The sequence below is a fragment of the Mucilaginibacter segetis genome, assembly GCF_016522075.1.
Lineage (GTDB): Bacteria > Bacteroidota > Bacteroidia > Sphingobacteriales > Sphingobacteriaceae > Mucilaginibacter > Mucilaginibacter segetis.
In genome coordinates this window covers 596,179-611,741 of record NZ_JAEHFW010000002.1, presented here as the reverse complement: position 1 = coordinate 611,741, position 15,563 = coordinate 596,179, and the positions used below count along the sequence as shown (strand labels likewise).

Annotated in this window: 15 protein-coding genes; all 15 read right to left on the bottom strand. The window is 46.0% G+C overall.

Annotated elements, in window-relative coordinates; translation table 11 throughout:
• Positions 1-50: 50 nt before the first annotated feature.
• Positions 51-329 carry a hypothetical protein gene (locus tag I5M19_RS12375; RefSeq protein ID WP_200066641.1) on the bottom strand — a complete coding sequence of 93 codons (279 nt, stop codon included), beginning with the start codon at positions 327-329 and terminating at the stop codon, positions 51-53.
• A gap of 56 nt (positions 330-385) precedes the next feature.
• Positions 386-844 carry a PH domain-containing protein gene (locus tag I5M19_RS12370; protein WP_200066640.1) on the bottom strand — a complete coding sequence of 153 codons (459 nt, stop codon included), beginning with the start codon at positions 842-844 and terminating at the stop codon, positions 386-388.
• Positions 828-1,424 (bottom strand): hypothetical protein, encoded by a 597-nt coding sequence (locus tag I5M19_RS12365; protein ID WP_200066639.1) that lies wholly within the window; start codon positions 1,422-1,424, stop codon positions 828-830. The genes I5M19_RS12370 and I5M19_RS12365 overlap by 17 nt, the downstream gene beginning before the upstream one ends.
• A gap of 5 nt (positions 1,425-1,429) precedes the next feature.
• On the bottom strand, positions 1,430-2,200 hold the full coding sequence (locus tag I5M19_RS12360) for a DUF4099 domain-containing protein (protein ID WP_200066638.1): 771 nt from the start codon (positions 2,198-2,200) through the stop codon (positions 1,430-1,432).
• Positions 2,201-3,382, bottom strand: a complete 1,182-nt coding sequence (locus I5M19_RS12355) for a zincin-like metallopeptidase domain-containing protein (protein WP_200066637.1) — start codon at positions 3,380-3,382, stop codon at positions 2,201-2,203.
• Positions 3,336-3,803 (bottom strand): M23 family metallopeptidase, encoded by a 468-nt coding sequence (locus I5M19_RS12350; RefSeq protein WP_200066636.1) that lies wholly within the window; start codon positions 3,801-3,803, stop codon positions 3,336-3,338. The genes I5M19_RS12355 and I5M19_RS12350 overlap by 47 nt, the downstream gene beginning before the upstream one ends.
• Positions 3,800-4,174 (bottom strand): hypothetical protein, encoded by a 375-nt coding sequence (locus tag I5M19_RS12345; RefSeq protein ID WP_200066635.1) that lies wholly within the window; start codon positions 4,172-4,174, stop codon positions 3,800-3,802. The genes I5M19_RS12350 and I5M19_RS12345 overlap by 4 nt, the downstream gene beginning before the upstream one ends.
• Before the next feature lie 53 nt (positions 4,175-4,227).
• A complete protein-coding gene (locus tag I5M19_RS12340; protein ID WP_200066634.1) occupies positions 4,228-4,599 on the bottom strand; it encodes a hypothetical protein in 372 nt (123 codons plus the stop codon).
• 78 nt (positions 4,600-4,677) lie between these two features.
• Positions 4,678-5,097 (bottom strand): hypothetical protein, encoded by a 420-nt coding sequence (locus I5M19_RS12335; protein ID WP_200066633.1) that lies wholly within the window; start codon positions 5,095-5,097, stop codon positions 4,678-4,680.
• The gene (locus I5M19_RS12330) at positions 5,094-7,094 is read right to left on the bottom strand and encodes a type IV secretion system DNA-binding domain-containing protein (protein WP_200066632.1); all 2,001 of its coding nucleotides are present in this window, start codon (positions 7,092-7,094) and stop codon (positions 5,094-5,096) included. The genes I5M19_RS12335 and I5M19_RS12330 overlap by 4 nt, the downstream gene beginning before the upstream one ends.
• 84 nt (positions 7,095-7,178) lie before the next feature.
• Complete coding sequence (locus I5M19_RS12325; RefSeq protein ID WP_200066631.1) at positions 7,179-7,799, bottom strand: hypothetical protein; 621 nt, start codon at positions 7,797-7,799, stop codon at positions 7,179-7,181.
• An 18-nt stretch (positions 7,800-7,817) separates the two neighbouring features.
• Positions 7,818-13,280, bottom strand: a complete 5,463-nt coding sequence (locus I5M19_RS12320) for a helicase-related protein (RefSeq protein WP_200066630.1) — start codon at positions 13,278-13,280, stop codon at positions 7,818-7,820.
• Position 13,281: 1 nt separating this feature from the next.
• The gene (locus tag I5M19_RS12315; RefSeq protein ID WP_200066629.1) at positions 13,282-13,497 is read right to left on the bottom strand and encodes a hypothetical protein; all 216 of its coding nucleotides are present in this window, start codon (positions 13,495-13,497) and stop codon (positions 13,282-13,284) included.
• 17 nt (positions 13,498-13,514) lie between these two features.
• The gene (locus tag I5M19_RS12310; protein WP_200066628.1) at positions 13,515-14,309 is read right to left on the bottom strand and encodes a DUF4138 domain-containing protein; all 795 of its coding nucleotides are present in this window, start codon (positions 14,307-14,309) and stop codon (positions 13,515-13,517) included.
• 41 nt (positions 14,310-14,350) lie between these two features.
• Positions 14,351-15,559: a conjugative transposon protein TraM gene (gene traM, locus I5M19_RS12305; RefSeq protein WP_200066627.1), complete on the bottom strand. Its 1,209-nt coding sequence runs from the start codon at positions 15,557-15,559 to the stop codon at positions 14,351-14,353.
• Positions 15,560-15,563 lie beyond the last annotated feature (4 nt).

Below are 15,563 nucleotides of genomic sequence, written 5' to 3'. Positions count from 1 at the left end.
TTGCGGGCAGGTTGCCCGCTTTTAAGATGTTGCAAAGTAGCAATTATTGTTCAATAATGCCTGTTAAATGCAGAACTCCGCATATACTCATTGAACCTGCGCTGGTATTCCCTTTCTTCGTTTAATCTTCGGTTGAGCACGGAACACCTCCAGGCACATAATCCGCAGGCTAAAAAAGCTACAGACAAACAGGTCAGAGTTTCCTTCCTGGCTTCAGCCGCTTGTGCTGCGGTCATTTTTTGTTTGGTATGTTTCCTACCCACTGCCCCGAAAAAGGCAAATGTGGTAATTAAACAGGCTAACAATATATTGCGGACAATAGCTTTCATGAGGCTAAATTATTAATTAAAAATACTAAATTAATTAGTATTTTCCAAATGTTTTTTCAATTTAATTCGTAAATTTTATTGTTTTTCCGGGCCTCTTGTACCCTATCGCGGATGGTATCCGTAATGGCAGATTCAGGGATTCCCGTGAATTGTATAACCGGATTTTCGGGATCGGTACTTTTCAAAGTCAGGTACATCAGCCTAAATAACTGTAAAATAAAAGATTGGGTGATAATGTAATCCTTAACCCTGAACATTTCCACCTGGTCAACACGCTTAAAGAAAATACCGCGCGTCAACCTGATATATTCCGCCGTGATCAGATATTGAAAACTGCGGATATATAACAGCCGGTACCAGGCCACACCGCAAATGGCCACGCTGAAAAGGATAAAATAAGGGGACAGCCACCATGCCAGTAAAAGGAAGGTGATGGCCAGCAAAATCAGCGGCAAAGCTTTCAGAAAAGCAAAAAGCATGGCCGGCTTTAATAAAATATCATCGTTCTGCATCATGTTTTAATTGATCTAAAAAGGTTAATGATTGAACCGGCTTGCCGGTTCGGAAACGGGGGCGAATGCCGAAGGCTTCCTGAAAAGCATGAAGCGAGATCTGCTCCTGATTAAATACGCGTAACACTTTATCACGGTAAATAAGGACTTCATTATCCGAAAAAAATACCCGGATGGGGATGTTTTTAATACCGGCAGCTAATTTTATATCGGTGATATGACCGATAAGGTCTTTGCCGAACACTAGCGTAAATTTTCGCCCCGGAAGATTCTCCCTGATCCAGTTTGCCTGCTCACCGTGCAGCCTATTGCCGATAGCAACAAATGCCAGTTGTTCCAACCGGGGATAACGATGCCGGTTAAGCGTGATAAATGCCATTGCCTCCATTACCGAATAGGTGATGATTACATGGGTGGCATTATTACTTCCTGCAACCCAAAGGTTTTGTGTTGAGGGTACTGTATGAAAACCTTCACCGTAATGTTCCTGCTGATCACCATAACTAAAAGAAAGGTCAGCAGCGGCATTAAAAAAGGCCTGGATTTCCGGAGAAATGCCAAGCCCTGTTAAAAGGGTATTCATCGGTATTACCTTCCCTTGCGGGTTTGGGATTGTTCAAACTGATGGGGCTTAAATCCATGTTGGTTCTCTATATCTTTGAGCGCCTGGTGATAGCCCGGACTTAATTTTTCAGCAGATTTTTGTTCACGCTTCTGATTAAACAGGGCATTTAACCCTTTATAAACCATATAAGAAAGACCACCATCGATCAGGATGGAAGCTACCAGCGCCAGTTTGTTGGAGCGGATGCCATGATGATCTGTACCTGAATAATTGAATTTGGTACCATCTGCTATCTGCACTTCCTTACCCTTACGGTAATTTTCCTTTTGTGCAGGTGTCAGCAATTCATTATTAACCATATCCGGTGCCAGGATCTTTTCGGTGTCGGAAACGATGTATTCTTTGGTGTCCGGGTCATATTCGACCAGCATTTCTTTTTTATTGCCATGATTATCGAGGGTGATTTTTAGTAAACTGGCGACTTCACCTTTTTGCAATTGCCGGGCCTCGGTTTCGTTCAGGAAATCTGGCGTTTCCGCTTTGCGGTAAATGGGATGAATCAGCAAATCCAGTTTGCCGTTTTCATTTGGCTTTAGCGATATCTTCGCGTTGATGGATTTGATCTTGATGTTGTCGGTTTCGAGGTCATGCAATTCTAACAAAGCTGTACGGCGACCTGAAAGCAGTGCTTTCAGGTCATCGACATTTAACAGGAGCTGGCCGCCTGCGGCCAGCCCGATGGTTTCCAGATCCTGGATCGGGAGATCATCTTCATGAAAGTTAACCAGGTTCATTTATCGCCCTATTTTCTGGTTTTGCCCCTGTTCCTGGGATTGGCCCTGTTCTTCCTCCAAAACCATTTCCGGTTCACGAGGGTTGGCTTTAGCATCTAACAGGGATTTATAGAGGCCATATTCCGGCTTCAAAACCTTGCGGGTGCCATCCGCATCTTCCACTTTGATGCTCTTGGTCTTGTAGGTTTCCAATACTTTGTAGGTTGTATCCTGGTAGGCGATCTCGTCACCTTTTTGGAAGCCTACGGCTTCAGGGGCCTGCTTTTGCTCCCGCTTCTGTGTAGTGCCCAATAAAAGGTTGGAGATTTTCTGCGCATCCCTGGTGGCTTTGGCAATTTCAAAAGGCTCATCCTTTAAGATCTTGGCGAAGTTGTTCATGTAGGCCGCCTGCTGACCGAAATTATGGCCGAGCTTTAATTCACCGCCGATTAGGATGGCGGCCACTGCTGCACGCATTTCCTCGCGTGCGTAGTCCAATGATCCGAATTTACCCTCCATCGGACGGTTCAGGCGGCTTTCATGGCCTGTCCAGTGGGCCAGCTGATGAATTGCCGCCTGGAAATATTTGGTTTCATTTTCAAAATGTTCGGGTTCCGGCATAAAAATAGCGTCCCGTTGCTTGTCATAATAAGCCTCCTGGCCGCCGTGAATAATCACCGCCTTGCTGTCTTCAATTAATTTTGCAGCCCTTTCGTTTGGTGACAATGTTTGCCCCTCATCCTGTTTGGCAATAAACTCATCCAAGGGCTGCATATCCTTCAACTGGCTTCCGTTAAACAGGAAAGCCTGACCACGCTGCGGTTTATCAAATTCTACCGTTTTGGTCTGTGTTACGCCAGCATCATCTTTGATCACCTTACCCTCAGCCGTGCGAATGGCCTGAATGTCGCTGGTTTTTGGAAACTCGATCAGTGTGCCTTTTTCATCTTTTTTAACCCAATTACCGGCATATCTGGCGGCATCGGCCGACATCCAGCGGGGGTCGTCATGACGCTGCATACCGAGGATCAGCGCATTCATGGCGCTATAGCCTTTTCCGGTGATGGGATTAATTGGTTTAACAAATGCGGGCATCCCGTTTTCTTTAACCGGTTGTTGAAACAGGGAATTTCCCTCTTTGATTTCCGCTATCAGCTTATTCGAAAGCTGAATGGGAAGTGCTTTGAAATTTTTGTCGTTCATTTTCTTGTTTAATTAGTAGTTCATATAAAAATTTAATTGGATTGATGTATTTGTGTTGGTAGCGGACGCTGAAGTGCAGGTGCTCGCCCGTCACAAAGCCAGTAGCCCCCGTTATGCCGATAGGCTCACCTGCGGTTACACTATCCTGGGCTGCCACTAAAATCCTGCTGAGGTGGCCATAAACCGATTCGACCTTGCCATGTGCCAGCCAAATGTTAATTCCAAGGCCGTCATCATAGCCGGTAGATTTCACTAAGCCATCCATTATGGCATACACCGTATCATGCCTGGCCTTAAAGTCAACACCTGCGTGCATGGCATATTTGCCGGTGATCGGGTGGATTCGGTAACCGAAGTCAGAATTTATTTTCAGATGCTTGAGGGGAAGACAGACCAGGCAGATGCTGATCAGCGTTTTCACCGGGCATAGGTTTTGGCCAAATCCTGTTTAGGTGCCGGATTAATGGAATCCAATACCCTTTCCTGGACACCGGGATTATCGTTTGCGATGGCCAGCGCGGAATAGATAGCCTGTGAAGTGCCCCTGTCCTGCAACAGCATGATCTTGTACATCGCCTTGAAATCATCGAGCGGCAATGATGAACCATTGTTGGTAAGGTCATTGAAAACCTCCTGTTTATCTTTGAGCATCATCACCTGCGCGGCAGGAAAATATGCCTCACCACCTTCGGGAAACCGTACATAGTTTTCTTTTTCCGAAAAGGACATGGTCAGTACACCGATGTGCCCCCGTTTCATACCGGAATCGTTTTCTAAATCCGGCTGTACCAAAACAATTGTTCCGACTAAATTTTGATTTTCCATAATATTTAATGTTTAAGATTTTATCTACCTATTTTTCGCCTTGGGGCGAAGTCGATGGCCTCATTCAACCGAATTGTGGCCAGGCGATGGAGTTCGGGGTCGTCCTGCAACAGTTCAAAAGCGTTCTTCAGTTGTTTGGCCGACCCGGATGCTTGCAACCGGGCAAGGGTTTGCAGATTTTGAGATACAGGCGGCCATCGCACAGCCTGGTAAGTTTCCGCCAATTCATTAAGTTCGTCACAGGCTCTCAGGATAAACAAGGTCTTAGAACTGAAGCAATCCACTTCCTCATCCTCAAATCTTACCCAGATTTCGTCTTTTGTAAAGTCTGTAAATTCGATTATTCCGATACTGCCAACGTGGTCAGAAGTCCAAAGGACCGGGCTAACCATGACCATTAAACCGATAGAATCTTCCTCCTTCATGATTATTGCTTTAAATGTTTTGTTGAAATTTGTGGTCAGGCCTATTTATCTGCCCCGTTTATAAGCTTGGTTAATGCCGAGGCTTTCTTCCAATGATATTAGTGCGGCTGACAGCACCCCCGGATTTTTCTGAGCGATCTCCATCGCCTTCCGCTGGTCCTTTGGCGTCCCGTAGTCCAATAAAAGGGCTATATTTTTGAGGTTCATAAAATCGTCAACCGAAAGTTTCAATGCATTTTGGTGCATGTATTCATAGATACTTTCCGGCTGCTTCAATAGGAGGAGCGCATCGGCGCTATATAAACCTACCTGGCCATCGTCAAATCCGACAAAAAATTCGTCCGTATTTAGGATGGCGGCTGTAATAACACCTATCTCTCCCTGCCTGTAAACCGGGTCATCAGTTAGCCGGGGGTTAACCAGGACATAATCCGGGAGCTGTATTTCTCTGTTGTTGTCGTTCATTTCTTCATCGAGGCTTTAATAGGTGTGGGCGCCGCAGGCGGTTTAAAGGCCAATACCATTTCCTGTATTTCCTGGCTGATGTGATTAAAATTCTGGCGGAGCTTTTCATCCAGTTTTCCGCCAAAGTCATAAAAGGTGGGTAAGGGTTTATAGCCTTTTTCTTCACGCCGGATAGCCTCCATGTCGAGGTTGACCCTGCAGTTAATGGCGGATGTTTCAAATTGCCCGGTAAACTTTTCTTGTACATCGGCGGCAATTACCCCTACGAGCTCCCCCGAATTGAGTGATGCGATTTTGCCTGCCGGGATAAGGGCTTCCAGCTTTTCATTCAAAGAGGTAGAGGTTTTATTGCGGTCGATGGACAAGCCTTCACCGATCTGTTTGGATTTGCCAAAAAGGCGCTCCAGCCATTCCAATGTGTCCTTATTTCTGACGGAACCTGAAAGTACGGTACCCACTACGGCGGTGATGGTGGCGGCTGTATCTTTGCCATATTGCTGATTGAATTGCGGCAGCTCCTGCAAGCCCATCAATACAGCAACCTTGTTCGACCTTGCAGTTGCAATTAAATTCTCGACCCTATGAACAAATAAGGTAGGCACCTCATCCACAATCAGGGCGGAAGGCAGGTTGCCTTTGGTGTTGATCAGCTTCGTTAACCGGTTGATAATAATAGAATAACAGGCGGAGTTGATATTTTGGGTATTCGGGTCATTTGCCAAAACGAGCATACCCGGATTTTCCTTTGCTGATATTTTAAGGTCGAAGTCATTCCCGGAAAACACCCAATACGTCTCCTTTGTCGCCAAACGGCTGATAAATATTTTCAGGGTACCTATCTGGCCTTCCAACTGATCCGTTGCCTTGGCATTATAGGCGGTCATAAAAGGCGATAACAGAGACCGCAGTTCAGGCTCGGAGGTCAGGGCGTTAAAGATGTCCTCGTAAGAATGGTTCAGCAGGGCCAGGACATGCGGAAAGCTAGAATAGATGCCCCCTTTGTATTTACTCATAAAATACACACAGGATGCTAAGAAATTGATAGCAGACTGTGTAAAGAACTGGTCGCTACCGCCGGAGCGGTCACCTTTTTTTAAGGCTTCCACCAATGCCTCGGCTGTTTCTGCCGCATCTGCCAGGGATTTGATATAATCCGCACGCCAGGGATTGATACGGCGGCTTTTTTCGATGTCGTTGAGATTAATGACATGGAAGGCAAAGCCTTTCAGTTTACCATGCTGTTTAGCCAGTAGGTAGTGATAGTATGCGATATGACCGAGATCAGGAAATTTGAAATCGTACAGGCAAACTGCAAATTCCTTGTCGATCAGTTGCCGGATGAATGGATTTACAATGGAGAAACTCTTACCTGAGCCTGGGGTGCCGATCACCATCGTACCCCGGAACACATTGCAGATATTGATCCAGCCATTCCTTACTTTCCCTTTATAGTAGAAAAGCATGGGGATGTTCACCGAGTAAGGGGTATCTACCCGCTTGACCGGCTGCATGAAACTTTCTGCTTCGGTGTTCCATTTATCCTTGCCGAGCCCGGATTTGATGAACTTGGAGATGTTATCCATTGACAAGCTCACCATCAATGCCCCGGCAAAGGAGCAAACCATGTAGAGCAGGTTATACCAGCTGGTATAAACAAACACTACCGGGGAGGCATGACCCTGAAAAACAAGGCTGCCGAAGAACAAAAACAGGCCGATTGCAAGGGGGTAGATGATATGCTTTTTAGGGTCGAGGTCTGTTTTCTTTTTTGCCAGCGTACCTATGCTGACCAGGCAGATCAAGCCAAACGTGGTCAACTTACTATAGACCAGGTTCGAGTAAATAATCAGGTGACTGATTTTATCGAGCGGTGTATTAAAAATGCCCCAGAAAGGGGCATCGCGGTAAATGAAAATGGCAGCTTCTAATCCTATGGATAAGTAAATGGCGCATTGCAAGAACCCGTGGAGTTTTTGCTGTTCTCTGGTTTCTTCCATAAGTAGAATGAATTAAAATGAAAAAGCCACCGGCTTTTGCGGGTGGCTTGTATGGCTCACAGAAGTGGCTGACTATCGGTATGGTTATTTTTTGTTACGCTGAAGGTATTTTTCAATGATCTTTTTAACCGTCCTCCTGTTTGGAATAGGCGCAAAAAACAGGTGATCGGGCAAACTTGTCAATGACCGGACAGCATTAAGTTCATGTGGAAAAGCGGTATTGTGGCTATTTAAATTGATATACAGGCCTTTCATCTTTTTTCGGCAAGCGATATCGTTAAAGCTTATCCAATTCCAGCAATTATTCACTTCATAAAAGCAGCCGTCTTTTTTGTCTACATAAAATAGCTTTCCCGCAATATCAATTACAGGCAGGCCAGTGTGGTTTTCCGATCTCCATTCCGGATTCAATTCGTCCAGGCGTGCTGCTGCGCCAGCCGGATCTAAAGCGCTAAAGGAATGAAACCAATAGTTAAGAATATGTTCAGGCGGCGGGTCGCTATGCGAACCCTGGTAAGCATTTTTGATGGAGGGATCGTACCATAATTCTACGTGGCTTTTAAAGGAACGCGCCTCATGCATGTCGATCCTATTATCTGGATTTCCCACCTGAACGAGATAAAGCCATTGGGCATCGACATAAAAGGGGGTATTGTCCAGTTCAATAACCGGGCGGGGCCTGGTGCAGGCACTAATTTGTTTCATAAATAAATGATTAGATATTTAACGTTTTACCTGAGCAGGTACCAATTCCACGGATTCATCGTGTTCCTCTGAAAATAGTTTTTCTCCAGCCCGTGCCTGCTGTTCCTTTTCAGCTATCTTTTGATTGATCTCCATTTCCAGTTTCTCCATGTCCCTTTTCAGGGAAGCCAGTTCATACTCCTGGTCAAATTGCCTTTGCGAAAGTTCGCGGACTTCAGGAATTTGCTGATTGATACCATCCAATTCCTTTTCGTACCGTTCTGCCATCCCAACTACCCGGTGGATCGCATCTAAAAAATATCTGGCTGCCAGTTTAGGATTGTCGATGTTCGGCGCCCCGCCGTTCTGCATGTATTTGATACCCGTATTACGGCTCTCCGCATAAAGTGAGGTAACATGCGTTATCCTGCTTGAAAATCCTTCTTCCACGGTCTGTAGTTTGCGCCTGATAAAAAGATCAAAGCCATATAATTCCCCTAAATGAAATTCAGGTTTGTTAAAATCTTCCGGCTGCCAGTTTTTGTAAAGCTCGATCAGCTGGTTACCAACGGCAACCGTATCAGCCTGAAACATATGTATTAGCTTCAACGGATTGAGTTTAACCCCATCATCATCAAATTTCAACACGCTCTTATAGGCCATATCATCCTTGCGAACCAACTCCAATGTTGATTGGATTTCCCGGCTTTTCTTTTCCAGGTCTTCCAGCAGGTAGCGGCTACGCGAAACTTCTTTAAAATGTGCGCCTTTGTAACCTTCGAGTTCAGCTACCTTTTTTTCGATACGGGTTTTTTCGAGCAGGGAGGTATCACCCGATAAAATCGCGATGTACTCAGAAAAGCTCATGCCGCTTTGCTCATCCATAGCGCCTTCATCCAGGGTACGCACGGAGAGCTCATTGTTTTTCATCTGGCTGATGAAAATCTGCTTATTCTTGAGCAGGTTGAACTTGTAATTGTCAAGGGATTGTTCTACCGCATAGATGAAATTCCTGACCTTGTTGCCATAAAACTTTTTGGCGAGCCAATTTCCCTGCCTCGCGCCCCGGCCATCACGCTGCTCCAGCTCCGATGGTTTCCAGGGAATGTCCAAATGATGCATAGCAACGATCCGTTCCTGTACATTCAAGCCCGTGCCAGCCTTTTCGGTACTGCCGATCAGTATCCTGATCTCCCCGGCATTCATTTTTTTAAACAGTTCTTTCCGCTGTTTATCTGTTGCCCAGTTGTGAATAAAGGTGATCTGGTTTGCCGGTACATCAAAATCGGTTACCAGCTTGTCCCGTAAGGCGTCATACACATTAAAATCACCAACTTTAGGTGTGCCGATGTCGCTGAAAATAATCTGTGTGCCTTTATGCGGTGTGCTTTCGTGGTAGATTTCGGCTACCTTACGTGCACAAACATTGACCTTGTTATTTGGATGGTCGCCGTATTTTTCAGGATTAACGAGGCGCATATCCACCGCCATTTTTTTGGCGTAGTTGGTGGCGATCAGCATCCGGCCCTTATCTTCATCCTTTGTCAGGGGCCGCCTGCCGATCAGGGTAGCATCTCCGGTCTTGGCAAATTGCATCAGCCGTTTGATAAATTCCTGCTGATCCGGTGTAGGCTTGATATTAACCAGGGTTTCCTCAATTTCCGGCTTATCAAGATTGATATGTTTAGCTGTTTGGTAATCGGTGATCTGATTATAAAAGAGCGCCAATTCAGGCACTTTGATAAAGTGGCGAAAGCGCTCCTTGGCCCTGATCTCATTGGTTACCGTAAATTCAAAATCTACCGTCTTTCGGGCATAAACCGCTGCCCAGGCATCAAAATTGGAAATCTGTTGCCTTTCCAGTTCCCGTGGCCGGAGGTATTTGAAGATCAAATACATTTCGGTCAGGCTGTTGGAGATCGGCGTACCGGAAAGAAAGGTAGCGCACAGGTCTGTATCGTAACGGTCCTGTAAGGTGCGGATAGCGAAAAGCATGTTGAGGGCTTTTTGGCTGCCTGCCATATTACCCAAACCTGCAACTTTCGTATGCCGGGTTGTAAAAGTCAGGTTTTTGAATTTATGGGATTCATCAATAAAAAGATGATCAATATTCATTTCCCGGAAATTGATGCCACTATCCTTTCGCTGGGCAATTGCTTCCATTACACCTTTCAGCTTGGCTTCGAGGTTTTCTTTACGAATCTCCAAACCTTTGAGCATCTCGCGGGTGATCTCTTCACCGGAGTTCTGAATGGAGAGCAGATCAAGCGCTGTGTTATCCAGTTCAATTTCGAGTATCTGCCGCTGGATTTCAGGTGCCTGTGGTATTTTTCCGAACTGGTCATGTGTTAAGATGATGCAGTCCCAATTGTTATTTTTTATTTCATGAAAAATTCTTTTACGCTTAGACGGTTCAAAATCATTTTCGCCTGGTGCCAACAATTTCGCTTTAGGATAAGCCAGCCTGAAAGTGTCGATGATTTGCTGCACGTTGGCTTTAAGCGCCAAGATCAGGGGCTTATGTACGATCCCGAGCCGCTTCATTTCCATGGCGGCGATGATCATGGTCAGGGTTTTGCCCAGACCAACTTCGTGGTCAATGAGTCCCCCGCTATTTTGAATTATCCGCCAGGCTGCATTTCGCTGTGATGGATAAAGGTCATTGATCTTTAAACCTTTCAAATCCAGTCCCGGAAAGGTCAGGTGGCTACCGTCATATTCCCGGAGCGCGTAACAGTTGTAAGTGTCGTTGTATAGTTTTTCTAAGTACTGCTTGTCCTCATTCGGGAGCTCCAATAACCAAAGGAGGTAACGCGCCCTGATGTTATCAACCTTCCGGTGCGCATTTTGTATGGCTTCTTTATCCGGTACTCGTACTACTTTTCCGTATTCCTCTACCGGGTAGGTAAAATGCGGGTTGGTATTGAGCAGCGCATATTCCAGTAAGGTGCGGCCGGTGATCTTGTTACTTTCTTTGGGCGTGACCGAAAACTCCTCGTTGGTAATGGTATTGCCCTTTTTCGCATAGCTGACCTTATAGGTATCTATCGAGCTATAAAAACTAACCTTAGTGTCCAGCTTAAACAGGTCGGTGGCAAAACGCTGGTAATAATCAATCGGCACCCAGCGTTCCCCCAGGTTAAAATCAAGTCTTTCAAACGGAATCCGTTCGGGTTGCACCCGGCGGATGGCGGCCAGGCTCCTTGCAAACTGTAAATTTTGCGAATCCTCTCCGGCCAGCTTTTCAGCGATCTTTAACTTTTCTACCACATTGCCGGACAGGTAATTGTCGGTTGTTTCCCAGGCAAGTGTTTTAGGATTTAACAGGACTTGTTTATCTAACTGAAGAATGACCTCATCTTCAGTTAAACCCGTAACCTGTCCAATGATCGATAGGTCAACCCGCCCGGTATCATTCAGGCAACGTGCGAGTGCTTCGGCAGGATCATCCGTTTTCAGCAATTCCTTTTGCTGAAAAAGCGGCCCGTAAAATATATCGGAGCGTACAAATTTCTCTCCCTCCTTAATTTCGAGTGAGGACAGCATTTTAAAACCTAAGGCCGCATCATTTAAAATGCGGTTCCGATTGGCGTTTTTATTCAGCTCACCATGTTTGGCGACAAAGGCATCATAATAAAAGTTAAGTGAATGCCGTAGTTCCGGGAACTGGATCGTATGCTCATTTTCATACCCGGAAAGTTCCAGGTAAATATCCCGAAGTGTAAGGTAGTCCTCATAAAAGGGTAATTCCGGTTGCGGGTCAAGCTGCTCGAATTTAGCCTCAAAGTTGTGCGGCTCCCCGATGAGGCCAAGCTTGCCGTTAAAGATGACCAGCGTATCCTTGGTATAAAATGGTTTCAGGTCGGTAAATGCCTTTGGCCTGTCGGGTAATAATTTAAAGGCAGGCTCTAAGGTAGTATCGCCTTCGTAGCGGTAATCATGTCCGAATTGTTTCAGCTTAACTGAAAGCGCGTCCAGTTCCTGCCCGAGGCTCAAACCAGACATCCACTTACCGGGAAATGAAATTTCAGAAAGATTACTATACAGCTTATAGCTGTAGCGGTTATTCGCTTTGGCGCGGGCGCTCAGCAATACGATGCTGTCATGCAGCGGCCTGGTGGTAGTTCTGATAGTGCTGATTACCCGCGCCGTTCCGGCATCCACGAATTGTTTATCAAGATCATCTATGTAGCCGAGCGCCTTGTTATCCTGATCAGCCTGTACGGGTGCATCAAATAAACCTAACTGGCCAAAACTTAGCCCAGTCTTATCGGATTGTTTTTCAAGTTCGGGTACGGGTAAAAAGGTAAACTGTTTGAGTTGCCCTTCTTTTTTGTCAAAAGAGATCGCTTCCCATTTGGTATAATTTAAATTGGCAAACCCGGCAATCAGCTGTTCTTTGAGTAAGGGAACGATGTCCAGCATGTCGCCATTTTGCCAGGCCACTCTGGAAGCTTTGCCCCTTGCATTGGTACCTTCGATGATCTCGTCGGCATAGACCAATTCATTCTTATCTGCTAACCAGGCATTCAGGTTGTATTTACCAAAGGAGTTTTCAACTTCCACGGTATCTATTAGCTGGCTTTCTGTTTCGGTGAGCGTGTCCTTCGTATCATTTTTCTGCACCAGGATCAGGTGCATACCTACCTCGACATTGGCGTTTTCCTTCATCAGGTTGGCAGGCAACACAGCAACAGTCAAGAGGTCGGCAGAAGTAAACAAATATTTACGGGCGCCCGAATTAGAGGGATTATTCAGGAAAGCATCGGTAACGATGTAGGCCAATATGCCGCCGTCTTTGATCTTATCCAGCCCCTTGGCAAAGAAGTACGTATGGACCTTGGCGGAAATCCCACTTTTGTTATAGGCGGGGTCGTGGACCGCGATTTTGCCAAAAGGGATATTACTGATCACCAAATCTGACTGCGCCTTTTCAGTCGCCGCTGTTTCTTCCAACTTTTTGATCTGCACCTCAACCGGGGTATCATAAACAGAACAGATAGCGGTCAGTATCTTGCCGGTCAATATATCTTTTTCAACGGCGGTTATTTGTTCCAGGCTGCCAAAGGCTTGTATGGCCTCTGCTATAAATACGCCAGCCCCGGCGCTGGGCTCATACAAACGTTTCGGTAAAATATTAGCGTCTATCATCGCGGCATAAATCACCCTTGGGATATAGTCCGGTGTGTAATAGGCCGTTTGAGAACTACTTTTTAGGGCGTCAATTGCCGCCTTGTAGTCTTTTGCCGACAGTTTTTCTTTAAGCATGCCATGTAATTCCATGACCTGTGGGTAAAGTTTGATATCGGCGGCAGACGCGCCAAACTTTGCCCATTCGGATAATTCGCCCGGAGGATACAAGACGGCTTTTAGTCCGCCAAAACCGGCATATTTTTTTAGTGCTGCTAATTCTGTTTCGGAGAGCTGCTGGCCGGAAAAGTCCAGCGCGATTCGGATGGCGGCCATATTGTCTGCCATCTTCCTTACCGGATTAAATGCCATATCACACCTCCTGTAAATAATCTGCTATAGTTCCGATCACTTCATACTTTAAAAAGCGGTCGTCCTCGTCCAGGCCCTGAATTAAAGGCGCACAGAGTTCGAGGATATTTGTAAGCTCGTAATGGAGAATCCCGTGGTTGGAGAAGCGCAGATAGGCCCTAAGAAATTCTTCTTCCAGCACAAGCTTTACATAATCGTAGGCTATGGAATCAGTCATAAACAATCATCAAAGAATTAATTGGGCAGCGTATCGGCGTCGAGTATGTCCTGGTAGGAAATACTTAAGGTAACGATGCGCCCGGAAAGCTGCTTTTCGCTCAATTCAGCGTGCAGCACTTTATTTCCTGGGAAGGACATCTTTTTAAAGACAAAGATGTTCCGGTAGTTTTTTGAAAAAGCGGGCGGACTGAACAGCACATACACCGGGCTGATCTCCACCGATTGATTATTGGCTGCCTTGGTGATTTTTTTATCATCCACCTTAAAGCGGAAGTCAGCAATATCATATTTCAGGTTCGTTTTATTGTTATAGGAAATATCCAGAAAAATGTAGTCGCCGACCGTATAGACATGGTTCAATTGTCCTTTGATGCCAAAGGCTTTGACCTTTTCCATGCGTTTATCTGGCCTTTTGGCAATGAGGCTGAGCGCTAAACCTTTTAATTGGTTTTGAGACAGTCCGATGCCGGAAATATCCAGCGGCCGCATGTCCTCCGGGACAATGTTTATTTCCGTGGGTACACCCGGATAACCCGGCAATAAGCGGTATTGCGCGATAAATTTTTCGCCTGCTATGGTCACTACAGAACCGGAGAAACATTTGAGGGAATCCCGTAATTTTAATCGCAGTACGTTTTTAAGCGGCAGGTCGCCGATCAGTTCTTTAGTGGAAATATCCACGTACTGAATAGGTTCAGGTGAGATAAAATGAACAGTCAGATTTTCCGGCAGGTAAACTACCGGGAGTTTATCCTGCGCGTAAACAAAAGGTGCGCTAAGCACCATCAGGAGCAATAATATCTTTTTCATGTTAATAGGATTTTTCGTGTTGCTATTTTTTTAGCGTGCTTTTAATTTGATTTTTTTTCATGGGTACTCAGGAGGCCTTCGCTCTTTTGCGCGTTTTGCAATGCATCCGGGTCGATTAAATAGAGATAGGAGTTGTATTTGAGCTTCGCCTTATTTTTGCGGATGAGGTCTGCTATGGCTGAAGAAGTGGATTGAAATACTTTGTCCAGCGAACTCATGATAAACTGGCTGTTCCCCGAACTGCCGTCTACCGTTACACCCTGTACGGAGTTACTGCCGAGGTCCTTAGTAAAATCGCGAAAGGCAGATGAGGGGACATACAAGCCGGGCAACCCGTCCATATCGTAAACATCAAGTTTAACCGGCAATATTTTTCCTTCATACAGGATAGATGTTATGGACAGCGTTACGCGCTGTTCTGTAAATCCGCTGACCAGGGCAAACAGGTAGGTGCCTTTTTTGACCAGGATGTTACCGGCTTTGATATCTTCCAGGAGTTTCAGCCGTAGCCTGGAACCGGCATAGCCCGTTACGTTTTCATCGATCACGGCGCTGATAAAAGCTGGTTCCTTTTCGGGGACTACCGTATTAAAATCTGCGGATAGGGCATCCGCCTTTTCCACGGTCAATTTCACCTGGCTTTTTTTAAATTTCTCTGCCTTGTCTGCCGCCTGCTTTTTTTTCAGTTCGTCTTTGTAGGCCGGGTCGTTCTGTTTGTTGATGCTATCCATAATCGCCATCTGCTGCCTGAAAACCTCCATCGGATCTTTATCCTTCGGCGTATTTTCTACGGCAGGCCGTTGATTAGCCTGGCGGTGGCTCATTTCCTCAACCGCCCGGGCAACCCGTCGGTCGTGATTAATATCAGCTGTAGGGGCATCTCCTTTGGCGGTGCCTGAACCAAATTTTAGCTTCATGGCCCGCTGAATGGAATCCAGCGTTTTCTTTTGCTGCCCGGAATAATCGTTATCATAGCCGGGGTTGCTGGAGTTTTCCCTTGGGATCACATTTACAGCGGTCAGGCCGTCGGCCTCTTTGTAGGTGTTCCTGTACGCATCGAGTTTATCGGCCAACTGTTTCTTACGCACGTCGCCAGACACTTCGCCGACCGAGCCATTCAGTCCCACAGTTTCTTTGAGCGCTTGTTTTGGCTTGGAGAAACCACTTTGCCAGGCATAGAAGAACAGGCACAAAAAGGGCAAAAGGATGAGCGGTAGCACATATTTGGGCTGCTTAAAATTAATTTTCATAGCA